We start from the raw sequence: 22,009 nt of genomic DNA, 5'->3' as shown, positions 1-22,009 counted from the left end.
GAGAATGAATTCTCGCTATTCAAGACAGATTCTTTTTCCTCAGATCGGTGAGAAGGGACAAGCCCTCCTTTCAACCAAGAAAGTGTTAATTGTTGGAGTAGGGGCTTTAGGCACGGTTTCTGCCAACCATCTTGCCAGAGCCGGAGCTGGGTATATCAGGATTGCTGACAGAGATTATGTAGAGGCGAGCAATCTTCAAAGGCAAATGCTGTTTGATGAACAAGATGCAAAAGAGGCGAAGCCAAAAGCAGTTGCTGCCAAAGAGAAATTAACAGCCATTAATTCAGATATTACTGTGGATGCAAGAGTGACAGATGTTAACTCATCATCCATTGAAGACCTTGTTGAAGGAATGGACCTCGTCATTGATGGGACGGATAATTTTCAAACGAGGTTCTTATTAAACGATGCAAGCTTTAAGCATGAGATCCCTTTTATCTATGGAGGGGCGGTTAGTTCAAGAGGTATGTCTGCTCCTTTTCTCCCAGGTCGTACTCCTTGTTTAAGATGTCTTTTGGGTGATGGCCAGAGCTCCCCGGGAGAAACATGTGATACGGTGGGAGTTATTTCTCCTGTCGTAGACATGGTAGCTTCCTTCCAGGCAGCTGAAGCTATTAAGATACTAACTGAGAAATTTTCAGATGTGAGGACGTCCCTTGTCCAATTTGACTTATGGAATTTTAGGTTCCATGAGATGGGCTTTCCTAAGCCAAAAGGAAATTGTCTTACGTGTCAGAAGAAAGAATACCCTGATCTATATGTGTCTGAAGGGGACAGTATTACGACCCTTTGTGGACGGGAAACCGTTCAGATCCAGGCAAATACCACTTTTGATCTTGCAGAATGGGCTGATAAGTTACGGACTGCAGGACAAGTTAAAAAAACTCCCTTTCTTATTAGAGTGGAGCTTGATGAAGGGGAAAGACTGGTTATCTTTCAGGATGGACGTGTCCTTGTTCAAGGAACAGAGGATGTTTCAAGAGCAAAGACATTATTTTCTCGTTATATAGGATTGTAAAAAGTGAACGATATAAAGAGTTCACTTTTTTGTGAACAATCATTGCTCATTATTTCACAAACTTAAAATAAGAGGTAAAATAGAAAATAACAACGAAGTACAAACCAAGGATAAAGGGGGAAGCAAAATGAAATATCAAAAAACCACGAGAGTCGTTCTTATTGGCACTGGCTTTGTAGGTTCAAGTTATGCATACGCCTGCTTGAACCAAGGAGTTGTTGACGAAATGGTGTTAATAGACAGGGATACAAAAAAAGCTGAAGGGGATGCAATGGATTTAAATCATGGAATCCCATACGGGTCTCCAATGAAAATATGGGCAGGCAGCTACAAAGACTGCAAGGACGCTGATCTGGTTGTCATTACTGCCGGGGCAAATCAGGGACCTGGGGAAACGCGGCTTGATTTAATTGAAAAGAATACTCAAATATTTAAAGAAATTGTAGAAGAAGTGATGGCAAATGGTTTTGACGGTATCTTTCTGATTGCAACCAACCCAGTGGATGTCTTATCCTACGCGACCTGGAAGTTTTCCGGGCTCCCTCCTGAAAGAGTAATTGGGTCAGGGACGATCCTGGATACGGCGAGGTTTCGTTATCTTTTAGGAGAGTATTTTAATGTAGATGCACGAAATGTTCATGCGTACATTATGGGAGAACATGGAGATACGGAGCTTCCGTTATGGAGTCATGCGGACATAGGAGGACAGCCGATTTTACAATTGGTGAATGATGAAAAGCATCATGCCAAAATGGAGGATTTAGATGAATTATTTTTAAAAGTGCGAGATGCAGCTTATCACATTATAGAAAGAAAAGGAGCTACTTACTACGGGATCGCCCTCGGCCTTGTTCGGTTAACAAAAGCAATATTGCGTAACGAGAATTCAATTTTAACCGTATCTGCACTTCTTGAAGGCCAGTACGAGGAAGAGAATGTATACATTGGGGTCCCTGCGATTGTTAATGGGAACGGAATCAGGGAAGTCGTTGAGCTTTCTTTAAATGAACAGGAAAAAAAGCAATTTTCCCATTCAGCAAACACTTTAAAAGAAGCTGCAGCATCTATAATAAAAGAGTAATGTAGGCTTTTTTACAAATAAGGTATAAGCGTATCAAGGAGAACACAATATAAGGAAAACCAATAGAAAGGGGCTTTTTGGATGGTTCGTTCCTTGTTTTGGTCCTTATTATGTGTAATTCTCTTATGGATGGTGTACCGGGTTCGCTGGCGAATTGTTAATGTCCTGTTTTCCCAAAGGTGGCTTAGAGTTATGCTTATTACGTTTGCATTACAGCTTCCTTATGTTAGAGAGAAGTTTTTTCAGCGCTCGCTTTCTTTGCCAGTCACATAATCGATTATATAAATATCCCGGGACTCAAACTGGGATATTTTATTTTGATTTTGACTAATTAAACAACCAAAAAGCAAAAGGGCTGTTACCTCATTTCCTGGATAGGGTATAGAAGAAGAAATATTCGAATTCAAAAAGGCTCGTTGGTATAATAGAGGGATAGTGGAGGGAGACCATGCATTGGAATATCATTTGTTTTGACTTAGATAATACACTTTTCAGTCATGAGCAGGCTTTTGAAAAAGCCATTAGTTTTTGCTTTGATGAAAAATTTGAAGAACTTAAAAGTGAAAGTTCTTCTGTCCCTTACATAAAAACGGATCAATGGTTCTATTTTTTTAAGAAACATAGTGATGAGTTTTGGGAGGATTTAGAGGAGGAAAGGTTGACGCTCGAGGAGTATCGCAAAAAGCGATACGAAGAAACAATGAGAATTTTCGGCCTTCCCATAAAAGAAAATGATGCCAGCCGTTTTCAAGCACGGTATCAGCAAGTGGTGGGGAACTTCAGTACCCCTTTTGAAGGATTGTATGATTTCCTGAATACTCTGAAAAAGGAAAACGTGAAGCTTGGAATTATCACCAATGGCGGAATAGAAACCCAGCAAAAGAAAGTGGACAACCTTGGTTTGGAAAGCTACATTCCCAAAGAGCATATAATCATTTCAGAAGAGGCCCAAGTGGAAAAACCAGATAAAGCTATTTTCGATCTTGCCTTAAAAAAAATGGGGGAAAAGAATCTTTCCCCTCTTTTTATAGGGGATTCCTGGTCGTTAGACGTAGCTGGCGCCATTGATGCGGGGTGGGATGCAATTTTTTTAAATACCAGAGGAGAGGAGCCCTTGACCTCGCACCATCCAATCTTGGAATGCAAGACCTTAAAGGAAACAGCGGGATTCATTTATGAACGTTTAGGGTTGAAAGAAGGGTGAGCAGATGGAAGTACTTCGACAGAACTACCTTTTTTGGCGTCTCGTGCACTACCTCGTAATAGAAGAAAAAATGAGAGTTATCGAGATCAGCCTGACCAAAAACAGGTATGGCTGGAAAAAGATCAAGAAGGAAACCCCGCTGTCATCAGGGTCTTCCGGGCTGATATCGATTGGAGTAAATGGCTTAAAGAAGATATCGAAAAAGCAAAAAAATCTTTTCAGAAGGCTAAGCGTTTCGTAGCTGCTAAAAAAGCACCTTTTTATAACGTATATGTCTCTCCATATCCGCCGATAGATAATTGGAATGATGCTGCAAAAAACAGGCTGATTACCCGGGGATGTCTATGTCAACTTATGTCATTGCTTCTTCAAACACGGCGGAAGAGAGTGACCGAGTGGAGGATTTGTTAAAGGATTTACAAACAAAGAGCCATTGGAAAGACATGGAGTACGTCAGTGAAGATGTGGAATTGGAAACCCAGCACCTTATAAGGGAAGTAAAGAAGACCGCAGAAGAAAGAACTCAAAGAGAGCGGTCCTTGTTTTTATATGGGAAGCCTATTCTGACAACTATCCTGTTGATATGTATCCTCTCAGTGTATTTTATCGTGGAACAGCAGGGAGGCTCCACCAATATCACGACTCTTATTGATTTTGGAGCAAAATATAATCCGGCGATCATTGATGGTGAATGGTGGCGTCTTCTTACCGCCATGTTTCTTCATATTGGTTTTTTGCATTTGTTTATGAATTCACTGGCTCTGTATTTTCTCGGCGGGGCAGTGGAACGGATTTACGGAACGTTCCGCTTTTTTTCATTTATTTAACTGCAGGTTTATTTGGCTCGGCTGCATCATTTGCCTTTAATGAACAAATATCTGCTGGAGCATCAGGGGCTATATTTGGTTGTTTCGGAGCTCTCCTTTATTTTGGGTTGATCCACAAAAAACTTTTTTTCCGAACGATGGGCACAAGCGTAATTGTCATATTAATTATTAATCTATCGTTTGGCTTCCTGGTTCCTATGGTTGATAATGGGGCTCATATTGGCGGTTTGATTGGTGGTTTTATAGCTTCCGCCTTCCTTCATTTGCCTAAGCACCGCCAACATGTAAGACAGCTGCTTTTTTTAGCAGCTGCTTTAGTGGCAGGAGCCGGGTTATTTGCATACGGGTTTGTTAACGAGGATAAAGGAAGCACCCCTCTTGTGCAGCTGCAGATGGGCCAGGAATTGCTTGAAGAAGGAGAATATGAAGACGCCCGGCCTTTAATAGAAAGTGCCATTGAAGAGGGGGAAGAACGGCCGGAAGCCTTTTTTCTCTTAGCATACGCAGAGGCTAATTTAGAAATGTATGAAGAGGCACGCGGAACCTGGAGCAGGCTATCGACCTGCATCCTGAGTTTCACGAAGCCACTATAATCTGGCTCTTGTATACAGAGAGCTGGGAGAACTGGATGAGGCCCGGGATTCGGTAGAAAGAGCGCTGGAACTTGAGCCGGACGAAGAGCTGTATCAAAACCTTGCAGAGGACCTCGAGGAGTAAGGTTATATCTTAAAAGGCCGCTTCCATTTTACGGGACTCCCATCCTGCATCTTAACCATAAGGTATATACATTGTTCCTCCTGAGACCAGGCTATAAAAGGCATAGAGTGTCCTAAGGGTACGTCCTTTGTTCCAGAAGCACTTTTTTTGTCCAGGAGAACATGATGATAAAGAGTTTCCCAGATTGTTCCTATAAAGGCATCTACCCGGTCTTCAGGCAGAAAGGCCGGGGGTTCCTCGTACCATGACGTAATGGCCGTAATAGGATAAAGATCGATATCTTCTTCCAGGGAAAAGTGTTTTCTAAGACCCTTTTCTACATGGTTGAGCTGTTGATCCATAATATAATCAAGTACCTCTTTTGAATCCTGATCTTCACTGCTTGAAGGATTATTCTTAAAGGAGTGAAGCTCAGTAAAAGGGGAGTCAAGCACGTACAGACTGTCATGGCTCATCGATTGTCTGCTTTTCCACCCTTCCTGATCTTTTAATATTTCTGCGTGGTGAAGAGTAAGGACTTCAAATTTATTGCTGTCTTCCCCTTTTAGCTTTTTCTTAAAGGATAAATCTTTACTATCTTCTTCCCACACGGTCATCACGTCACGGAGATATCCGTTCTCAAAGAAAAGGGAAAGGTCTTGGCGAAGACTCGCTTCTTCATTTAACGAAGAAGAAATAGACCACTCAAGAATGTACTCATCATCATCTTCTATGTGCAAAATATCAAGCTGGTTTCAGCGGCTTCATAGCTTGCTTTTGGGTCAGGCGGATATATGGAAAAAGTCTCTCTTAATCCAGAGGGTTCTGCGTTAAGCCAGATCAAAAGGAAAACAAGATGGACCCCCGCGATGGCCAGGACCATACGTACGGTCTTTTTTTTGATCACCTTTATCCCACCGTTCGTAAATAGGGTTGTACCCATTGATATGTAGTGTGTCAGTTACATATACCATTTTATGGGGGGAGAAAATATGAAAGGCAATATTCAAACGATTACCGACTATATTGAAACACTTGTTAACATTCCAAGCCCATCAGGCTATACGGAAGAGGTTATAACCAGGTAGAAGAACTGCTCCTTAACAGAAATGTTATAGTGACAAGAAACCGCAAAGGGGGCCTGCTTGTTACTCTGCCCGGGAAAGACAAGACACGCCACCGCATGCTGACTGCCCATGTGGATACTCTGGGAGCGATGGTTAAAGAAGTGAAAAAAGATGGCAGGCTGAGACTGACGAATATAGGAGGGTTTCGCTGGAATGCTGCAGAAGGAGAATACTGCAGAGTCATCACATCTTCGGATAAAAGGTACACTGGTACCATTTTGCTTCACCAGGCTTCTGTGCATGTCTATAAAAATGCGGGAGATATCAAGCGTGATGAAAAAAATATGGAAGTCCGTCTAGATGAAAAAGTTGATAGTAAAAAAGGGACGGAACAGCTGGGTATTCAGCCAGGAGACTTTGTAGCTTTTGAACCCCGGTTTGAAAAAACGGCTTCCGGTTATATTAAATCCAGGCATCTTGATGATAAAGCAAGTGTTGCACTTCTCATTCATTTGATAAACGTGATAGAGACCGAAGGAATTGTCCTGCCTTATACAACTCACTTTCTTATTTCAAACAATGAAGAGATTGGATACGGCGGAAACTCAAATATCTCACCTGAAACAGAAGAGTATCTTGCTGTAGATATGGGAGCGATCGGAGACGGTCAGACAACTGATGAACATAGTGTTTCTATTTGTGCCAAGGATTCTTCTGGCCCTTATCATTTTAAGCTTAGGAACAAGCTTGTTGAGCTTGCAAAAGAACATGAGCTTTCGTATGCTGTCGACATATATCCTTATTACGGGTCAGACGCCTCTGCTGCCATTCGGGCAGGGTATGATATTGCCCATGGTCTTATTGGGCCTGGAATAGATGCTTCTCATTCCCATGAAAGAACACACACAGATTCTCTCCTCCATACCTTTGGCTTGCTTTATTATTATGTACAGTCAGAATTGGCAACATAGAAACCGCTCTCTTTTCACAGGAGGGCTTTTTTTCTGCTAGTGGGAGAGGGGTGGTCCCTGACCGTCAGGTATAATGGTTCTCTACTTGATATCAATAAATATAGGAAACTCACCGAAGCAAAGCATGTTTCATTAAAGTATGCATATGGTGAGTAAAAAGTGGAGCTTTCGCAAGCTACTTTACCTAAAGGCGGTGGCCCGAATGGTTTGGATAATAGTAGAACCCCTTATACTCGGTGCTGCGATAGGCGGCATGGCCATTTATACGAGAAATTCCTTTCAAAAGCTGGCTCTTCTTTTCTTTCTTTTTTTCGCCTCTGCTGGGTATTTAGGTTTTTTAACAGGCAGGTGGGAATGGACAGAAATACTGGCCGGGCATTGGGTGAGTCATGTGATTCGTCTCCTCTTAATAGGAGCTTTCCTCTTTTTCTCGTTTACAGAGTACAGCCAGGCTGGGGCTTTTTTCGAAAAAGGCGAAGGGCATGTGGTTTCTTCTTTTTATGTTATTCTTCTATACAGGGGTGCAGACAGCTGCATTTTTTTCGCACTTCCTATGGTATGGATTGATTTTAGTTGTCTTTTTTATAGGGTATGCAGCAGGAGGATACGGTCAGTTTTTTGTGCAGCAGAAGTTTTTTCGTGCTACTTTTCTGCCATTCCTCCCACCGGTGCTCCTTCTTTTCTTTGCTGTCATTTTACTGATATAATGAGCGAGGGTGTTTGTGAATGAATAATTTGTATGAATTAAAAAAGTGGCTGATAAGCTTCGGGGCAGTAATCTATACAAAGGATCCACTGGCTGATCTTGATTTAATAGAAGAGGAAGTAAAAGAAGCCTATAACATGGGCGTACTCGATAAAGATTCATATCAAAAAGCTTTATTAATAGTCAGACAGGAACGAAATAAAATTTCGCGAGAGAAAAGAGGTGAGTCTCATGAGTAATACATATCTGCTTGGCATTGATGTGGGCGGAACAGCCATAAAGATGGCTTTGTTTACGAAAGAAGGACCAATGATTAAGAAATGGTCTATTCCTACAGATAAACGAGAAAAAGGCAGCTATATTCCTGATGATATTGAAAGGTCAGTGATAAAAGAGCTGGAAAATGAAAGGATCACACTTGAACAGCTTGAAGGAGTTGGTCTTGGTGTTCCTGGTTTTGTGGACATAGAGAATGGAACAATTGAATTTGCAGTCAACATTGGCTGGAGAGATTTTCCTTTGGCCAAAATTTTATCGAAAAATCTGTCTGTCCCGGTTTTCCTGGATAATGACGCTAACCTGGCAGCCGCAGGAGAATACTGGAAGGGAGCCGGCAGATCAGCAAAGGATATGATCTGTTTTACGATAGGCACTGGTGTAGGCGGCGGTGTGATCGTAGGGGGAAATATTGTACATGGCGTAGAAGGGATGGCTGGAGAAGTCGGGCATATTACGGTTGACCCTTTTAGAGGGAAAACCTGTAATTGTGGCAAGACTGGCTGCCTGGAAACAGTGGCGTCAGCTACGGGAATGGTAAGTTCAGTAATGGAGAAACGAGAAAATAAAGAGTATCCAACTTCCATTCTTCAAAGTACAAGCGAGGAGAAGCTGACGACAAAGGAAATCTTTGAGGCCGCTGCCAGGAAAGACCCCCTCGCTACGGCAGTTATTGAGGAAGCGGCGTTGTACATCGGCCTTGCGGCAGCCAATGCTTGTACATTGCTGAATCCAGAAAGAATTGTGATTGGCGGCGGAGTGTCGGCTGCCGGAGAGGCTCTCCTGTCACCTATACAAAAATACTTTCAACGTTATGCCTTGGAAAAAGTAGCAAAAGGCACAGAGTTTGTTATTGCAGAATTAGGAAATGATGCAGGAGTAACGGGAGCGGCTTGGCTTGCCGCTAAATCTTTAGGTATTCTTCCGGAGAATCATTAAAAATGAATCATGCAAATTAATTTGCATTCAGCCCGTGTTATGCCTTTACACGGGCTGAATATGCGGATAGCATAATTTGTTGGAGAAAGGGTATACATACCTATAATACGAATGAAACTTAGTTCATTTGAGAAGGAGCGTTATTGTATGACAGAATTCCGAATTGAAAAAGATTTTCTCGGGGAGAAAAAGGTGCCAAAAGATGCGTATTATGGGATTCAGACGATCCGCGCCAAAGAAAATTTTCCGATCACTGGCTATCCACCTCACCCAGAGCTTATTCGCGCGTTCGGTTATGTCAAAAAGGCTGCAGCGATGGCAAATAGAGATGTGGGCGTACTTAACAAAAAAATTGCCAAGGCTATCATCCAGGCAGCAGATGAAGTGATTGAAGGAGCGTATAATGATCAGTTTATTGTGGACGCCATTCAAGGAGGAGCCGGCACCTCCTTTAACATGAATACAAATGAAGTGATCGCCAACAGGGCAATTGAGTTGCTAGGAGGAGAAAAAGGGGATTATTTGAAGGTGAGTCCTAATACTCATGTTAATATGGCTCAGTCAACAAATGACACGTTCCCTACTGCCATTCATATTTCTTCCTTGCTTCTGTCCAAAGGGCTGACCCAGGCACTCTCGGATATTGTAGATACCATGAAACGAAAAGAGCAGGAATTTGATGAAGTCATTAAGATGGGAAGAACTCATCTTCAAGACGCAGTACCCATTAGGCTTGGACAGGAGTTCGGGGCTTATAGAAGAGTGCTGACGAGGGATTTGAACCGTATTAAAAAATCTGTGGACCATTTGTTTGAAATTAACATGGGGGCGACAGCTGTAGGAACAGGTTTAAATGCGAAGCCTGAGTACATTGAAAAAGTGGCAGAATATTTGGCTGACCTAACTGGTTTCCCTTTGTTCAGTGCAGAAGACCTTGTAGATGCCACGCAAAATACAGACGCCTATACAGAACTATCCGCAGCTCTTAAAGTGCATGCTATTAACCTATCAAAAATTGCAAACGATTTACGATTAATGAGTTCAGGTCCAAGAACAGGGTTTAATGAGATTAACCTTCCGCCAAGGCAGCCAGGTTCCTCTATTATGCCTGGAAAAGTTAACCCGGTCATGGCAGAGGTGGTTAATCAGATTGCGTTTCAAGTGATGGGGAATGACCATACAATATGCATGGCCTCAGAAGCAGGACAGCTTGAGTTAAATGTAATGGAACCTGTTTTAGTTTTTAACTTGCTTCAGTCTCTTTCCATTTTACAAAACGGACTAAATTCCTTCAGGCAGCTGGCTCTGGAGGATTTGACCGCCAATGTGGAACGAACGAAACACATGGTGGAGCACAGTGTCGGAATAATAACCGCTATTAATCCCCATGTAGGATATGAAACAGCCTCCAGAATTGCAAAAGAAGCTATTCAGACAGGAATGAGTGTAAGGCAAATTTGCTGGAAAGAGGAATTCTTACCGAAGAAGAGCTTGATGAAATACTCAATGCAAAAGAAATGACGAACCCAGGAATAGCTGGAGGGCGTTTTATCTTTGATTAATGCAAGGAGCTGGTCAGAAGGTCTTCTGACTGGTTTTTTGCGGTTTATTTTTGGAAGAACAGGGAGAATGCCATGAAAAAAGTATCAAAATATGTTCGTTGGATTGAGGGAAATGGGTTGTTATCTATTAAATTTATGGGATAATATTTATATTGTATTCTTTAAAATAATAGACCTTTATAGATGACTAGGGGTGCCGGACAGGAAGCCGGCTGAGAAAAAGGTGGTCCTTTTACCCTTGAACCTGATCTGGTTGATGCCAGCGTAGGAAAGTCGATGAGTAGGAAACTGACGTCATCCACTGCGCTGGGTGACGTTTTTTTATATGTTTTAAGATTCTCTTTCACAACAAAGGATTTAGCATCAGAAAGGAGGCGGAAGTATGAAGGACTTTCGCTTATATACGATAACTGGAGAAGAATTTCATAGCGGCCGTTCTATGCTTGAGGTAATGGAAGAAGCAGTAAAGGGCGGGTCAGATATTATTCAGCTTCGGGATAAATTCAGCAGCAAAAAAGAAGTGTTTGAAAAAGCCAAAAAGTTAAGGGAAATGACTGCCCGTTATGGGGCTGCCTTTATTGTAAACGACCATATTGATGTTGCTCTTGCAGCAGGAGCTGATGGTATTCATTTAGGCCAGGATGATCTTCCTTTATCAGAGGCAAGGAAAATTGTAGGCGAAGATATGATTATTGGAATTTCCACCCATGCGATTGAAGAAGCAAGAGAAGCAGAACGAAATGGGGCCGATTATATTGGGGTGGGGCCGGTTTTTGCCACGAAAAGCAAAGTGGACGTCATTGATCCAGTGACGACCTCTTATGTAAAGCAGGTAGCTGATGAAATTACTATCCCGTTTGTGGCGATTGGAGGCATTAAGCTTCATAACGTGGATCAGGTAATTGATGCTGGAGCAGACAGGATTTGCGCCATCAGTGAGATTGTCGGCAGTACAGATATTCAAGGAACATGCCAGGCCTTTTTAGATAAATTGGATGCAAAGAGGAGGATTGAAAAATGATCATTGAGGTGAACGGAGAAAAAAAGGACCTGCAAGTACAGACATTAATTGAGGTAGTTGAGCATTTTGATCTTCAGGATAAAATGATTGTCACCGAAGTTGAAGGAAAGATTATTGACCGTGATCAGTGGGACGTAACGGAAGTACAGCCTGGAATGAAAATAGAACTGGTTCACTTTGTAGGAGGAGGATGATCACCATGACGAAAAAGGATAAGTTAGTAATAGGAGATGTAGAGCTTTCTTCTCGCTTCTTCCTGGCACAGGCCGTTATCCGAATCCGTTTGTTCAAAATGAAGCAATACGTGAGAGTGGGACTGAAGTACTGACATTTGCTATCCGCCGTGTAAATCTGGAGGCCCCGGATGAGGATGCTATTCTACAGCATGTGGAAGGGAAAATCTTTCAGTACCTTCCCAATACTTCCGGTGCCAAAACGGCAGAAGAAGCGGTTAGAATTGCTCAGCTGGCAAAGGCTTCTGGCTTGAGCAGCTGGATTAAGGTTGAAATCAGTGCAAATGAAAAAACACTTTTACCTGACCCGATAGAAACACTAAAGGCTACCGAGCAGCTGGCTAAAGAAGGGTTTACTGTTCTTCCCTATACTTCAGATGACCCAGTACTTTGCAAACGTTTGGAAGAAGCAGGAGCAGCTGCTGTCATGCCGGGGGCTGCTCCAATAGGGACAGGACTGGGTGTGTTGAATCCTTATAACCTTTCCTTGATTATTGAAGAAGCGAACGTACCAATTATCGTCGATGCGGGGCTTGGCTCGGCCAAAGATGTAACAGAAGTTATGGAGCTTGGAGCAGATGGGGTGCTTATGAACACTCCTGTAGCTAAAGCCAAGGACCCTGTTCGGATGGCTGCTGCCATGAAGCACGCGATTGAGGCTGGCCGTCTTTCTTATGAAGCCGGAAGGATTCAGAAGAAACGGTATGCAACAGCAAGCAGTGGTTATGAAACCTTCATATCAAAATAGACAGAGGCTGATGAAGGCTGAGAAAGCAGGTGTACAGGGGATGAAGGAATCAATTATTATTCTTGGCGGAGGTGTAATTGGCCTGGCTGCTGCCTTTGAGTGCAGGCGGCGGGGCCATGACGTTACTCTTCTTGAAAAGGTGAGTTGCGGGGGACAAGCTTCTGGTGCAGCGGCAGGGATGCTGGCACCGTTTTCTGAAATTGAAGAAGACCCCGACGATTTTTTCAGGCTGGGTCTGAGAAGCTTAAGGCTTTATTCTCAATGGATTGAAGATGTAAAAAAGAACTCGGAAACAAACTTTGAGTTCAGTAATTCAGGCAGCCTTCATGTCGTATACCATGAGGCTGATTTATTGTCTCTTGAGTCGAGGCAGCGCTGGCAGGGTGAATTCGGAGTAGAGGCTGAAATAATAAAAGGAAGAGAGCTTTTTGACCTTGAGCCTAAACTGTCAAAAGACGTTATAGCAGCCATGCGTTACCCGGAAGAAAGTCATGTTTATGCACCAGGTTATGTAAAGGCTTTAGAAGAAGCATGCCGGAACCTTGGAGTAACTATTAAAGACCACTTGGAAGAAGTAACAGTCAAGGAATGGGAGTCGGCTGTTTTGCTTCAAGCAAAGAACGGAGAAACGTTTACGGCCGACAAACTCGTCATTTCTTCTGGTGCCTGGGCAAAAGAAATGGAAAATGTATTTCAGATGAATATACCCATTGTGCCGATTCGAGGACAGATTTGCGCCTATGAGATTAACAACGGCGAGGTACAGCACATTGTATACTCTCCTCAAGGCTATCTCGTCCCAAAAGAAAACGGATCATTAATTAACGGAGCCTCTGAGGACATTGCAGGTTTTAAAACTGAGGTAACGAAAAAAGGAATTGACCGTCTGGTTAAATGGAATAAAAATGTCTTTCCTTTTCTTGAGGGAAAAGAACCATTCCATTCCTGGGCCGGCCTTCGTCCTGCCACACAAGACGGCTATCCCCTGATTGGAAAGAAGAAAGAAGCCAGCCATATTATCTTTGCTGCAGGGCATTACCGAAATGGAATATTATTAAGCCCGGTGACAGCAGAAATCGTAGCAGATACTATTGATGGGAAAGAAGCGGAGATTCCTCTTCATCTTTTTGACCCCAATCGGTTTTAGGTAGAGAAAATTGCATGTGGAAGGAGGTGCAAACATGTCTACAATGGCAAAAGCACTAACCATTGCCGGTTCTGACAGCGGCGGCGGTGCAGGAATTCAAGCGGACTTAAAAACATTCCAGGAAAGAGGCGTGTTTGGCACAAGCGTAATCACTGCGGTAACTGCTCAAAATACGTTGGGGTACATGGAGTGTATCCTCAGTCTCTTGAAAGCATTGAAGCTCAGTTACATGCGGTCCTCTCTGATATTGGAGCTGACGCCTTAAAAACGGGGATGCTTTTTTCTGCAGAAATTATTGAGCTTGTCAGCAAGTTGTGTAAGGAATATAACGTCACTAATATTGTGGTGGACCCGGTAATGATTGCTAAGGGGGGATCGGAACTTTTACAGCAAGAGGCTGTAGAAGCCCTGACAACTCAGCTGCTTCCATTAGCTACAGTAATTACGCCTAATCTTCCAGAAGCGGAAAAGATACTAGGAGCAGGCAGTATTAAAACACTTGGTGATATGAAAGAAGCAGTCAGAGAGCTGAAAAGTCTGGGACCACAGTCAGTTGTTTTAAAGGGAGGACACTTGGAAGACGAGATAGCGACAGACTTGTTTTTTGACGGAGAGAGAATGATTCCTTTTGAAACCCCAAGAATAAATACAAAACATACACACGGAACAGGATGCACATTTGCTGCATGTATTGCAGCTGAGCTTGCGAAAGGGAATTCTCTTGTAGAGTCTGTGACAGTTGCTAAACAATTTATTACAGCAGCAATTGAGCATTCCTTGATGTTAGGCACAGGATAGTCCTACAAATCACGCAGCCCACCGATTAAAAAAGTAGGATGAATCACCGAAAAAAGAGCGCAAGTGCGCTCTTTTTCCATGTCTGTGGCTGTCTCTTTGCCTTTCATTCTTTCAGGATTTATACTTATGATACAGCTAGTAAGAAGGAGATTTTCCATGGCAGAGATAGTTTTTGAGCTGTGCAATGTTTCAACTGAACACTTAAACGATGTTAATCTTTCGCTGGAAGAGGGGAAAATTTCGTGCTTATTTGGACCTTCAGGAGCGGGAAAAAGCAGTATCCTGTACTTGCTGAACCGTTTGTCAGACCAGGGAGCTGGAGACATTTATTACCGTGGAACCTCCCTTGCCAGTTTACCTGTCCAGAAGTTGAGACGAGATGTTGGAATGGTTTTTCAAGAGTCTGCTTTGTTTGAAGGCACGGTTGAAGATAACCTGAAATACGGGCCAGCTTTACACCATTCCTGGTCTCCTAATGATGGCGAAAAGTTATTAAGAAAAGTAAAGCTTCCTGCAGAATTTCTATCTAAGTCAGCTGATAGCTTGTCAGGGGGAGAAAAACAGAGAGTGGCTCTCGCAAGGACACTTGCCAATGACCCAGACGTGCTGCTTCTTGATGAAGTGACGAGTGCATTGGATGTAAAAAGCACAGAAGCAATAGAGGAACTTCTGAAGAACGTAGTAAAAAATGAGAGAAAGACGATTGTAATGGTGAGTCATAATATAAACCAAATCAGGCGACTGGCTGATTATGCTTACTTCATTGATAAAGGGAAGGTTATTGAGGAAGGTCCTCCAGAGTCATTGATTAGTGAACCAAAAACAAAGTGGCTTAGATTGTTTTTAAAGGATAGTATTTCATGAACGAAATTGAAATAACAAACACGACCCTGTTTTTTTACTTGTTTTTATCATTATTCCTGTATGCTTATCTTATTATTATTCTTTAGGGCTCTCTCGGTCAATTCTGTGGTCAGCTTTCAGAGGAATTTCCCAATTACTTCTTATTGGGTATATACTTACATTTTTATTCGGGTTAGAACCACTCCAAGGGATTCCCCTAATGCTTGCGATCATGATTATGACCGCGGCTTTGCATGCGGCTAAAAAGGGGAAAGGAATACCATATATTCTGCCAGTAGTATTTATAATAATGGTTGTAATAGAAGGAATGGTTCTCGCCTTATGGCTCAGCTTCCAGATTATTGACTTTGAGCCTGACCAGGTCATCCCTATGAGCGGAATGGTTATAGGCAATAGCATGGTAGCAATTGGACTTGCTCTAGATAAGCTAAAAAAGCGAAAATGAAAACAGAAAAAAGAAAAAATCCTGGCTTCACTAGCATTAGGTGCTTCTCCTGCTCAAGCTACTCAGCCATTTGTTAAAAGAATTATTCGTTCAGCTATGATTCCAAACATTGATGGGTTAAAGACCATTGGGATCGTCCAGCTTCCAGGAATGATGACCGGATTAATTTTGGGTGGAGTCTCACCTTTAGTTGCTGTTCGGTTTCAAATTGTCATTTCTTTAAGTATTTTTGTAGCCGTGTCGTTAAGCGCAATGTTAGCTGTTTTAATCATTTACAGGTTCTTCTTTAACAGCCGGATGCAATTAATAGAGAGGGAGTAAAAAGAGGAGGGATAAAAGTGTTAAATGGAAACAAATTAGTTGTGATTTTGCCCGTTTTTTTAATGATTTTTTTGTTTGTAGGCGGGGCTGTTTATGTGCAGCAGTCTGAAGAAGTTACCAATGAAGCTCTCCATGAAGAAGTGGAGTGGGACACATTGATGACACATAACGGTGAGAATGAAGGCCTCACAACTCTCAGGGCAGCCTGGGAATGGACAGCTATGCCAAGTGAGGGATTGGCTGGCGAGGATTATATTGGGGTAACGTTTTTAGACGAAGACGGCCAGCCGATGCAAGCCGAGCTTGCTGATGAGAGCCATATACATTTAACCTATGGTAATGAAGTCGTCTATGAAGACGAAGCGGTGAGCGTAGAAAATGGCTTTGTCTTTTCCTTTCCGAACGAAACAGACGAGCATCAAAGCTTTGGAGATAGAGGCAACATAGAAGTGACAGTAGAAACGGAAGACAATCCACAGAGAGCGATTGTGAGCTATCTGCATACGTGGGAGGCTCATGATGGATTAGAAAAAACAGATGCCCGGTTTTTTGAGCCTGTCCTGTCTGGAATGAGAGACAGTGACTCCTCTTACTGGGTAATTGAAAGGTATGTAGATAATGAAGAAAGCGCAAATGAATGACTAAAGGTCTCTCTTATCAGAAGGGGATTCTATTCTTTGGAAGACGTTTTGCAGGAGGGGCTCATGTAGAAGAAGGCCAGATTCAAACATGGACAGCTCCCTTAACTATAAAAACATTGTGGAAGGCTGTTCGTTATGTTTTTGGTTCTTTGCCCTGGTGGTACAAAGGAACCGCCTTCTTTTTGTGCATCGCCATTTTATTAACCCAATCTTGGCTTTGGCCGACTTGGAATGTTCCTGACCTCCCTTGGTACATCCTTGTTCTTTTCTTCTTTGGCAGCCACTTTATGTTTCCTAAAGAGTGGAAAAAATTCCACGGAGCTGAACACAAGCTATTCAGCTGTAAAGGTAATGTTGACCGTGCTGATTTGACGGCTCTTAAGAGAGCTTCTATTACAAACAGATATTGTTCAACAAACATTGCTTTCCTGTACTTTTGTTTTCTGCTCATGGGAACATTAATGTTTCAATTTTTTACTGGGTGGGAAAATGCAATAGCAGCTTCTGCTTATGGGAGTGTTCCTGCTTCTTTCTTTTCTCACAGAATTCTTCAAAAAAGAAGAGGAGCAACACTGAGGGAGCCTTTATTGAAAATATCTTTTTTTCTGCAAAGAAAAGTAACGTGCGCTGATCCAGAGCGTATTCACCTGCTGGCTGCAATCGATGGATACAAGGCATTTGCAAAACAGGAGTTTCCTCAGCTTCCTATAGTGGAATGTAATAAACCAAGAACGGAAAAGGAGGAATTGTAAATGGCAATTGCAGATATTAATATTACCCCTCTTGGTAAGGAAACAACAAGCATGAGTGATGAAGTAGCTGATGTTCATAAACTTCTAGAAGATTATAAGGATAAAGTGAAATTCCAGCTGACACCTACCAGTACGATTCTGGAGGGAGACGTAAACGATTTATACCAAATCATTCAAAAGCTTCATGAAGAATCATTTAATCAGGATACGAAGCGTGTAGCAGTGAATATCCGCATTGACGACCGCCGTGATGCTGAAGAAGACATGAATGAAAAGGTACAAGAAGTAGAAGAAAAAGTCGAAAACAAGTAATGTAAAAAAGCATGGGGCAAAGCCCATGCTTTTTATGTATGGTTGGGATGGCAGGATTCGAACCTGCGCATCACGGAGTCAAAGTCCGATGCCTTACCGCTTGGCTACATCCCATCAACATTTAGTATTGTGCTCAGTAAAAAAATCTTTATGCAATAATTTTAAAAAAAGAAAAAGGAAAAATAAAAAAAGTGTCGAATGAATATACTCATCACTTATGAAAGGTTGTGTTATATGCCAAGTTTAGAACAAGACAGCATAGCTCTGCTGACAGATGCTGTGAATAGGAAAGCTTCAGATATCCATTTTCATCCCCGTGAAAATGGAACGGCTGTTTTATTTCGTATTCAAGGAGACCTTCACTTTAGAACACACATCAGCCGCCGTAGAGCTGAAAGGCTGATCGCTCATTTTAAATTTATATCCGGCATGGACATTGGTGAACAACGCCGGCCCCAAAATGGTGCCTTATTTTATTCTCAGCTATCACCGCCTCATCATTTGCGTTTTTCCACACTTCCGACCCCCTATAAGGAAAGTTTAGTCATACGTCTTCTCCCGCAGGATAACAGCCTCTCTCTTTCCGAACTGTCATTATTTCCCCAGCCCATTACACTTTTAAAAAAACTTATACACCATCCTTATGGCCTCCTTATATTCACCGGTCCCACTGGTTCCGGGAAAACCACTACACTTTACTCCCTTCTTCATGAATTATATGAAAAAAAGCAGCCTACAATTTTAACAATTGAGGATCCGATCGAGAAGAGAACAGATAAGTTTCTGCAAATAGGAGTAAATCCAAAAGCTGGTATTACTTATGCAGAAGGACTGCGCTCTTCCTTACGTCATGACCCTGATATCATTATGATTGGCGAGATTAGAGATGAAGAGACGGCGGCAGCTGCCATTCGTGCTGCTTTGACTGGACACCTTGTTGTCAGCACGCTTCACAGCAGGGATAAGGTTGGAGCATTATTTCGCCTCCAGGATTTAGGCATAAATAAGCTTGACTTAAAAGAAACACTCCTAGGAGTTGTTTCCCAGCGTCTTGTTAGAAAGCAATGTACGTTTTGTCAGGGGACCTGTTCTATTTATTGTCCACAATACATTCGAGGAGGAAGAACGGCTCTTTTTGATATCCTTGCCAATGAAGAGCTGGAGGGTGCTTTAGAGATGCTGCCGAAAATAAACAATAAGCATATAAGAAATAAGCTTCCTGGTTACTTGTTAAAGGGAATAGCTCTTGGATATCTCCCCATGAATTCATGGAAAGATGGAGGTGACCAGGGTATTGAGACGGAAGAAATGGAAAGGAAAAGATAAAGCAGCATACTTACTTAAGATTGGCCAGTTGATTGAACAGGGGTACACACTTCCTGAAAGTATTACATTTTTAACCTATGAACAAACGGAAGAGGTTCAGCTTCTCTGCAAGGAATGGATGAACTCGATAGCAGATGGATCTTCAGTTCATGAAAGTCTGCGTCTTCTGGATTATCCTGAAGATGTGCTTGCCTTCCTGTATTTTTCTGAGCATTACGGAAGCCTGGAAGAAGGCTTTAAAGGAGCTGGAAGGTTATATAGTAAGAAAGAAGAAATAAAAGAGAAAGTGAGAATTTTATCCCGCTACCCAATTTTGTTAATTTGGATCTTATCACTTTTATGTATTATGATGGTGCATTATTTATTTCCTCAGTTTAACCTCCTGTTTTCTTCTATGGACATGGAATTTCCCCTCATTACAAGAGTTATGATCAAAATAATGGAATTGGCTCCCCTGGCAGCCGGCATTTTTGTGCTAACCTTATTTATTAGTTTCTTGTACTATATGAAAGTATTCAGACGCTTATCCCCACACACTCAAATGGAAAAAGTGTACCGCATTCCGGTTCTTTCTCATTTTTTCCGCATGATTATTACCTATTATTTCTCTTCTCAGTTAAGTAGCTTACTAAAGGGTGGCTTGACTATTCATGATGCTTTAACTGTATTTGAAAGACAGGATCACTTGTTTTTTTCCAGGAAGAAGGAAAACAATTAAAAGAGAAATTAAAAGAAGGTATTGAGTTTCCAAAAGTGATTGATGAAAGGGGGTGGTTTCTTAAGGATCTGGTATTTGTGATCCACCATGGGCAAACATCTGGAAAGCTTGCTGAAGACCTTTATTTTTATCAGCAACGATTGATGGGGATGATCGAGAGCCTGATGAAAAAATGGGTTATGGCTCTTCAGCCTTCTCTGTTCCTGGTTGTAGGTGCATTGGTCCTTGCTTTATTCTTATCAATTTTTCTTCCTATTTTCCAGTTGATGACTTCTCTAGGGTAAAACAATTCTTGAAAGGAGGTGTGGGAATGATCAGGAAAGAAGCCGGAAAAATCGAAATGGGGAACTCTTTTAGAGAAAATAAAAGGCATAGAGGAAAGAATTTCGCAGATGGAAACGAGCCAGCAAGAGTAAAGTCACTCGTAGAAATGGTCTGCTTTGAAAGAGTAAGAAAAACAGGAGGGATAGAATGAAACACATAAAAAATCAGAAAGGCTTCACACTGATTGAGATGATGATTGTATTGCTCATTATTACAGTCTTACTGTTAATAGCTGTTCCTAATATGGTCAAAAATAACTCTGTTGCCCAGTCAAAAGGGTGCGAGGCGACGGTAGATCTGCTTCAAACTCAAGTAGCAACCTATGAAGTTGAACATGGAGATAGACCTTCTTCTTTAAATAATCTACTTGAAGAGGGGTATGTAGATCGGATTACTTGTCCAGATGGCTCTTCTCTCACTTTGTCTAATGGTACTGTTGTAAGAAATGGCTCCTCGTAATTTCCCTCATGCTATAAACCAAAAAGGTCATACATTAATTGAAATGCTTTTGGTTCTATCGATCCTTTCTGTTGCTTTATCACTTCCCTTCTTATACTTTTCAACTATTCAATCTTCGGTAAAAAGTAAAGAGTTTATTGAACAGCTAGAGAACGACTTACTCAGAGTGCAACAGACTGCTCTAGTTACAGACAAAACAGTGCTTATGCGCATTTATCCTCACCGGAATGAATATCAAATACGAACATACAGCGAGGTGCTTGAAGTAAGATCTATCCCGGAAGACGTTCAGTTTACCTTTCATACGATAAATGCAGATGAAATCAGGTATTTAGCGAATGGAAATATTTTTAAACCGGGAACTATTTTTCTAAGAGCAGGCGATAAACAATACCGAATAGTATTTTTGCTTGGAAGGGGGAGGTTTTATATTCAAGAATACTAATGGCTTTACATTAATAGAGGTTGTAGGGGCCTTAAGCATCATTACAGTAATCGCAGCTGTTCTTGTCCCCGTTTATACTCTTGTTCAGACAGAGAGACAAGTGATCGCCCAGGAAAGAGCAGCACTCTCTATTCTTGAGGAAGAAATGTATTTTATTGATGAGGCAGCCTCTACTTTTGATCATGAGAAAACAAGGTGGCTGGGGGACAATGAATTTTTCATTGAGACAAAAGAAGGAAAAGACTGGAATGAAATTTGTATCAGTTGGCTAAATGTAAAACAGAGGCCCGGTGAGCATTGTGCCTATTTTAAATAAAGGATTTACCTTAATAGAGACATTGATAAGTCTTGTGATTGTAACCGCCATCGCTGCCTTTCTTCCCCTGGCCATTTCTTCCTTAGACGGTACCGCCTCTATTGAAAGAATGAAAAGTGAACAGGAGAAAGATATTTTTTTTCAGCAACTGCGACTTGATACAAAATATACTGGCATGATAACTACTGGAGTGCAAAGAATTGAACTTGAGGAAGAAACAGAGATAATCACCTATGAACTAATAGGGACCAATATTGTACGAAAGGTAAATCAAAAGGGGTATGAGATTGTCCTTCAACATGTTTCTGACTTTGAAGCTGAAATGGTTGGAGAGGGGGCAAAAGTCGTAGTTACAGCAGAAAGCGGGGCTTCCGGCTTTGTTCATATTGGACCATCTCAGTTTGAGAAGGGAGTGCATGAAGGATGGATCAGCAGGGGGCAGTAATGCCAGCCGTATTATTCTTCTCTCTTTTGCTGGGAGGGGTGATTGTACATCACCTGTTGTTATTTGGAAATGAGAAAATGATGATGAAAGAGACAGGCTCCTCGTTTTTACTTGACCGAATGATTATAGAAGGAGAAAGGGACTGGTGGGAAGAGTGGGACCCAAAGCAGAAAGTGTACAAAAAACAATCACTTACCCTGCAGGCAGTATCACGTATGAAAGCACTGAGCTTACCTCTTCTCTTGTCCATGTTCGCTGGGTTGCAAAAACAGACAGCGGTCAGGAACGTCAGCACTATATATTTTATCACTTGCCTGATACGGAGCCATAAAAACAGAAAAGAAGCT

General features: G+C 41.9%; 27 protein-coding genes, 1 tRNA gene, 6 pseudogenes and 1 riboswitch. Of the genes and pseudogenes, 31 read left to right on the top strand and 3 right to left on the bottom strand.

The genetic code is table 11. The features are described from left to right. The first annotated feature begins 4 nt into the window (after nucleotides 1–4). The 7 genes and pseudogenes from JCM19033_RS04605 (at nucleotide 5) to JCM19033_RS21905 (ending at nucleotide 4,847) form a co-directional block, all read left to right on the top strand. Entirely contained in the window at nucleotides 5–1,018 is a 1,014-nt protein-coding gene (locus tag JCM19033_RS04605) for a ThiF family adenylyltransferase (RefSeq protein ID WP_054635444.1), read from the top strand. Nucleotides 1,019–1,145: 127 nt separating this feature from the next. Next, the gene (locus JCM19033_RS04600) at nucleotides 1,146–2,099 is read left to right on the top strand and encodes an L-lactate dehydrogenase (protein ID WP_054635443.1); all 954 of its coding nucleotides are present in this window, start codon (nucleotides 1,146–1,148) and stop codon (nucleotides 2,097–2,099) included. An 81-nt stretch (nucleotides 2,100–2,180) separates the two neighbouring features. Beyond that, nucleotides 2,181–2,372 carry a hypothetical protein gene (locus tag JCM19033_RS23150; RefSeq protein ID WP_157049736.1) on the top strand — a complete coding sequence of 64 codons (192 nt, stop codon included), beginning with the start codon at nucleotides 2,181–2,183 and terminating at the stop codon, nucleotides 2,370–2,372. Between the two features lie 175 nt (nucleotides 2,373–2,547). Then, nucleotides 2,548–3,303, top strand: a complete 756-nt coding sequence (locus JCM19033_RS04595) for an HAD family hydrolase (protein WP_054635442.1) — start codon at nucleotides 2,548–2,550, stop codon at nucleotides 3,301–3,303. Nucleotides 3,304–3,336: 33 nt separating this feature from the next. Next, a complete protein-coding gene (locus JCM19033_RS24065; protein WP_083465264.1) occupies nucleotides 3,337–3,714 on the top strand; it encodes a hypothetical protein in 378 nt (125 codons plus the stop codon). Continuing rightward, a pseudogene (locus JCM19033_RS27925) lies at nucleotides 3,642–4,723 on the top strand (rhomboid family intramembrane serine protease). Before JCM19033_RS24065 ends, JCM19033_RS27925 begins: the two are co-directional and overlap by 73 nt. A gap of 1 nt (nucleotide 4,724) precedes the next feature. Continuing rightward, nucleotides 4,725–4,847 (top strand): tetratricopeptide repeat protein, encoded by a 123-nt coding sequence (locus JCM19033_RS21905; RefSeq protein WP_083465285.1) that lies wholly within the window; start codon nucleotides 4,725–4,727, stop codon nucleotides 4,845–4,847. Between the two features lie 2 nt (nucleotides 4,848–4,849). Here JCM19033_RS21905 and JCM19033_RS04585 read toward each other — a convergent pair whose 3' ends face one another. Together JCM19033_RS04585 and JCM19033_RS23140 are read right to left on the bottom strand one after the other, a co-directional pair. Further along, complete coding sequence (locus JCM19033_RS04585) at nucleotides 4,850–5,566, bottom strand: hypothetical protein (protein ID WP_054635441.1); 717 nt, start codon at nucleotides 5,564–5,566, stop codon at nucleotides 4,850–4,852. After that, nucleotides 5,557–5,733 (bottom strand): hypothetical protein, encoded by a 177-nt coding sequence (locus JCM19033_RS23140; protein WP_157049734.1) that lies wholly within the window; start codon nucleotides 5,731–5,733, stop codon nucleotides 5,557–5,559. Before JCM19033_RS23140 ends, JCM19033_RS04585 begins: the two co-directional genes overlap by 10 nt. A gap of 85 nt (nucleotides 5,734–5,818) precedes the next feature. On the opposite strand from JCM19033_RS23140, the pseudogene JCM19033_RS04580 reads away from it, so the two are divergent. The 15 genes and pseudogenes from JCM19033_RS04580 (at nucleotide 5,819) to JCM19033_RS04510 (ending at nucleotide 17,629) form a co-directional block, all read left to right on the top strand. Further along, nucleotides 5,819–6,864: pseudogene (locus JCM19033_RS04580) on the top strand (M42 family metallopeptidase). A 202-nt stretch (nucleotides 6,865–7,066) separates the two neighbouring features. Then, nucleotides 7,067–7,594 (top strand): hypothetical protein, encoded by a 528-nt coding sequence (locus JCM19033_RS04575; protein ID WP_054635440.1) that lies wholly within the window; start codon nucleotides 7,067–7,069, stop codon nucleotides 7,592–7,594. Next, on the top strand, nucleotides 7,591–7,809 hold the full coding sequence (locus tag JCM19033_RS04570) for a YqgQ family protein (RefSeq protein WP_054635439.1): 219 nt from the start codon (nucleotides 7,591–7,593) through the stop codon (nucleotides 7,807–7,809). Before JCM19033_RS04575 ends, JCM19033_RS04570 begins: the two co-directional genes overlap by 4 nt. Then, nucleotides 7,802–8,785 carry an ROK family glucokinase gene (locus tag JCM19033_RS04565; RefSeq protein WP_054635438.1) on the top strand — a complete coding sequence of 328 codons (984 nt, stop codon included), beginning with the start codon at nucleotides 7,802–7,804 and terminating at the stop codon, nucleotides 8,783–8,785. Before JCM19033_RS04570 ends, JCM19033_RS04565 begins: the two co-directional genes overlap by 8 nt. Before the next feature lie 147 nt (nucleotides 8,786–8,932). Then, nucleotides 8,933–10,347 (top strand): annotated as a pseudogene (gene aspA, locus JCM19033_RS04560) (aspartate ammonia-lyase). 179 nt (nucleotides 10,348–10,526) lie between these two features. Then, nucleotides 10,527–10,635, top strand: a riboswitch (TPP riboswitch). A 94-nt stretch (nucleotides 10,636–10,729) separates the two neighbouring features. After that, nucleotides 10,730–11,368, top strand: coding sequence for a thiamine phosphate synthase (thiE, locus tag JCM19033_RS04555; RefSeq protein ID WP_054635437.1), 639 nt, complete (start codon nucleotides 10,730–10,732; stop codon nucleotides 11,366–11,368). Beyond that, nucleotides 11,365–11,562 (top strand): sulfur carrier protein ThiS, encoded by a 198-nt coding sequence (gene thiS, locus JCM19033_RS04550; protein ID WP_054635436.1) that lies wholly within the window; start codon nucleotides 11,365–11,367, stop codon nucleotides 11,560–11,562. The genes thiE and thiS overlap by 4 nt, the downstream gene beginning before the upstream one ends. A gap of 5 nt (nucleotides 11,563–11,567) precedes the next feature. Then, nucleotides 11,568–12,349: pseudogene (locus tag JCM19033_RS04545) on the top strand (thiazole synthase). Then, nucleotides 12,327–13,496: a glycine oxidase ThiO gene (gene thiO / locus JCM19033_RS04540; protein WP_306301220.1), complete on the top strand. Its 1,170-nt coding sequence runs from the start codon at nucleotides 12,327–12,329 to the stop codon at nucleotides 13,494–13,496. Before JCM19033_RS04545 ends, thiO begins: the two are co-directional and overlap by 23 nt. Nucleotides 13,497–13,530: 34 nt before the next feature. Then, a pseudogene (gene thiD / locus JCM19033_RS04535) lies at nucleotides 13,531–14,331 on the top strand (bifunctional hydroxymethylpyrimidine kinase/phosphomethylpyrimidine kinase). Nucleotides 14,332–14,450: 119 nt separating this feature from the next. Beyond that, on the top strand, nucleotides 14,451–15,158 hold the full coding sequence (locus JCM19033_RS04530; RefSeq protein WP_054635435.1) for an ATP-binding cassette domain-containing protein: 708 nt from the start codon (nucleotides 14,451–14,453) through the stop codon (nucleotides 15,156–15,158). Nucleotides 15,159–15,204: 46 nt separating this feature from the next. Next, nucleotides 15,205–15,924, top strand: a pseudogene (gene fetB, locus JCM19033_RS04525) (iron export ABC transporter permease subunit FetB). Between the two features lie 17 nt (nucleotides 15,925–15,941). Next, nucleotides 15,942–16,565: a hypothetical protein gene (locus tag JCM19033_RS04520; protein WP_054635434.1), complete on the top strand. Its 624-nt coding sequence runs from the start codon at nucleotides 15,942–15,944 to the stop codon at nucleotides 16,563–16,565. Beyond that, nucleotides 16,562–17,317 (top strand): DUF1385 domain-containing protein, encoded by a 756-nt coding sequence (locus tag JCM19033_RS04515; protein ID WP_054635433.1) that lies wholly within the window; start codon nucleotides 16,562–16,564, stop codon nucleotides 17,315–17,317. Before JCM19033_RS04520 ends, JCM19033_RS04515 begins: the two co-directional genes overlap by 4 nt. Beyond that, on the top strand, nucleotides 17,318–17,629 hold the full coding sequence (locus tag JCM19033_RS04510; protein ID WP_054635432.1) for an MTH1187 family thiamine-binding protein: 312 nt from the start codon (nucleotides 17,318–17,320) through the stop codon (nucleotides 17,627–17,629). Nucleotides 17,630–17,668: 39 nt separating this feature from the next. On the opposite strand, the gene JCM19033_RS04505 is transcribed toward JCM19033_RS04510, so the two are convergent. Then, nucleotides 17,669–17,743 (bottom strand) — tRNA-Gln (locus tag JCM19033_RS04505). A gap of 120 nt (nucleotides 17,744–17,863) precedes the next feature. Here JCM19033_RS04505 and comGA point away from each other — a divergent pair. From comGA to JCM19033_RS25025, 9 genes are all read left to right on the top strand, one after another. Then, nucleotides 17,864–18,955 (top strand): competence type IV pilus ATPase ComGA, encoded by a 1,092-nt coding sequence (gene comGA / locus JCM19033_RS04500; protein WP_054635431.1) that lies wholly within the window; start codon nucleotides 17,864–17,866, stop codon nucleotides 18,953–18,955. Continuing rightward, nucleotides 18,924–19,673, top strand: coding sequence for a type II secretion system F family protein (locus JCM19033_RS04495; RefSeq protein WP_054635430.1), 750 nt, complete (start codon nucleotides 18,924–18,926; stop codon nucleotides 19,671–19,673). Before comGA ends, JCM19033_RS04495 begins: the two co-directional genes overlap by 32 nt. A gap of 20 nt (nucleotides 19,674–19,693) precedes the next feature. After that, the gene (locus tag JCM19033_RS04490) at nucleotides 19,694–19,957 is read left to right on the top strand and encodes a type II secretion system F family protein (RefSeq protein WP_198153419.1); all 264 of its coding nucleotides are present in this window, start codon (nucleotides 19,694–19,696) and stop codon (nucleotides 19,955–19,957) included. A gap of 26 nt (nucleotides 19,958–19,983) precedes the next feature. Then, a complete protein-coding gene (locus JCM19033_RS23135) occupies nucleotides 19,984–20,148 on the top strand; it encodes a hypothetical protein (RefSeq protein ID WP_157049733.1) in 165 nt (54 codons plus the stop codon). Next, nucleotides 20,145–20,456: a competence type IV pilus major pilin ComGC gene (gene comGC / locus JCM19033_RS04485; protein WP_054635428.1), complete on the top strand. Its 312-nt coding sequence runs from the start codon at nucleotides 20,145–20,147 to the stop codon at nucleotides 20,454–20,456. Before JCM19033_RS23135 ends, comGC begins: the two co-directional genes overlap by 4 nt. Next, the gene (gene comGD / locus JCM19033_RS04480) at nucleotides 20,443–20,901 is read left to right on the top strand and encodes a competence type IV pilus minor pilin ComGD (RefSeq protein WP_054635427.1); all 459 of its coding nucleotides are present in this window, start codon (nucleotides 20,443–20,445) and stop codon (nucleotides 20,899–20,901) included. Before comGC ends, comGD begins: the two co-directional genes overlap by 14 nt. Beyond that, a complete protein-coding gene (locus tag JCM19033_RS04475) occupies nucleotides 20,867–21,217 on the top strand; it encodes a type II secretion system protein (protein ID WP_054635426.1) in 351 nt (116 codons plus the stop codon). Before comGD ends, JCM19033_RS04475 begins: the two co-directional genes overlap by 35 nt. Beyond that, on the top strand, nucleotides 21,192–21,662 hold the full coding sequence (locus JCM19033_RS04470; protein WP_083465261.1) for a competence type IV pilus minor pilin ComGF: 471 nt from the start codon (nucleotides 21,192–21,194) through the stop codon (nucleotides 21,660–21,662). Before JCM19033_RS04475 ends, JCM19033_RS04470 begins: the two co-directional genes overlap by 26 nt. Then, nucleotides 21,662–22,009 (top strand): hypothetical protein (locus JCM19033_RS25025; RefSeq protein ID WP_054635424.1); only part of this gene is annotated, 348 nt, incomplete at its 3' end. The genes JCM19033_RS04470 and JCM19033_RS25025, both read left to right, overlap by 1 nt.

It is taken from the genome of Thalassobacillus sp. C254, from assembly GCF_001310615.1.
This window is presented reverse-complemented; position numbering and strand designations above follow the sequence as displayed.

What these genes read in the sequence shown, in the direction of transcription:
- JCM19033_RS04605 (WP_054635444.1), top strand. Translation starts at nt 5, where the DNA reads ATGAATTCTCGCTATTCAAGACAGATTCTTTTTCCTCAGATCGGTGAG.
- JCM19033_RS04600 (WP_054635443.1), top strand. Translation starts at nt 1,146, where the DNA reads ATGAAATATCAAAAAACCACGAGAGTCGTTCTTATTGGCACTGGCTTT.
- JCM19033_RS23150 (WP_157049736.1), top strand. Translation starts at nt 2,181, where the DNA reads ATGGTTCGTTCCTTGTTTTGGTCCTTATTATGTGTAATTCTCTTATGG.
- JCM19033_RS04595 (WP_054635442.1), top strand. Translation starts at nt 2,548, where the DNA reads ATGCATTGGAATATCATTTGTTTTGACTTAGATAATACACTTTTCAGT.
- JCM19033_RS04575 (WP_054635440.1), top strand. Translation starts at nt 7,067, where the DNA reads ATGGTTTGGATAATAGTAGAACCCCTTATACTCGGTGCTGCGATAGGC.
- JCM19033_RS04570 (WP_054635439.1), top strand. Translation starts at nt 7,591, where the DNA reads ATGAATAATTTGTATGAATTAAAAAAGTGGCTGATAAGCTTCGGGGCA.
- JCM19033_RS04565 (WP_054635438.1), top strand. Translation starts at nt 7,802, where the DNA reads ATGAGTAATACATATCTGCTTGGCATTGATGTGGGCGGAACAGCCATA.
- thiE (WP_054635437.1), top strand. Translation starts at nt 10,730, where the DNA reads ATGAAGGACTTTCGCTTATATACGATAACTGGAGAAGAATTTCATAGC.
- thiS (WP_054635436.1), top strand. Translation starts at nt 11,365, where the DNA reads ATGATCATTGAGGTGAACGGAGAAAAAAAGGACCTGCAAGTACAGACA.
- thiO (WP_306301220.1), top strand. Translation starts at nt 12,327, where the DNA reads ATGAAACCTTCATATCAAAATAGACAGAGGCTGATGAAGGCTGAGAAA.
- JCM19033_RS04530 (WP_054635435.1), top strand. Translation starts at nt 14,451, where the DNA reads ATGGCAGAGATAGTTTTTGAGCTGTGCAATGTTTCAACTGAACACTTA.
- JCM19033_RS04515 (WP_054635433.1), top strand. Translation starts at nt 16,562, where the DNA reads ATGACTAAAGGTCTCTCTTATCAGAAGGGGATTCTATTCTTTGGAAGA.
- JCM19033_RS04510 (WP_054635432.1), top strand. Translation starts at nt 17,318, where the DNA reads ATGGCAATTGCAGATATTAATATTACCCCTCTTGGTAAGGAAACAACA.
- comGA (WP_054635431.1), top strand. Translation starts at nt 17,864, where the DNA reads ATGCCAAGTTTAGAACAAGACAGCATAGCTCTGCTGACAGATGCTGTG.
- JCM19033_RS23135 (WP_157049733.1), top strand. Translation starts at nt 19,984, where the DNA reads ATGATCAGGAAAGAAGCCGGAAAAATCGAAATGGGGAACTCTTTTAGA.
- comGC (WP_054635428.1), top strand. Translation starts at nt 20,145, where the DNA reads ATGAAACACATAAAAAATCAGAAAGGCTTCACACTGATTGAGATGATG.
- comGD (WP_054635427.1), top strand. Translation starts at nt 20,443, where the DNA reads ATGGCTCCTCGTAATTTCCCTCATGCTATAAACCAAAAAGGTCATACA.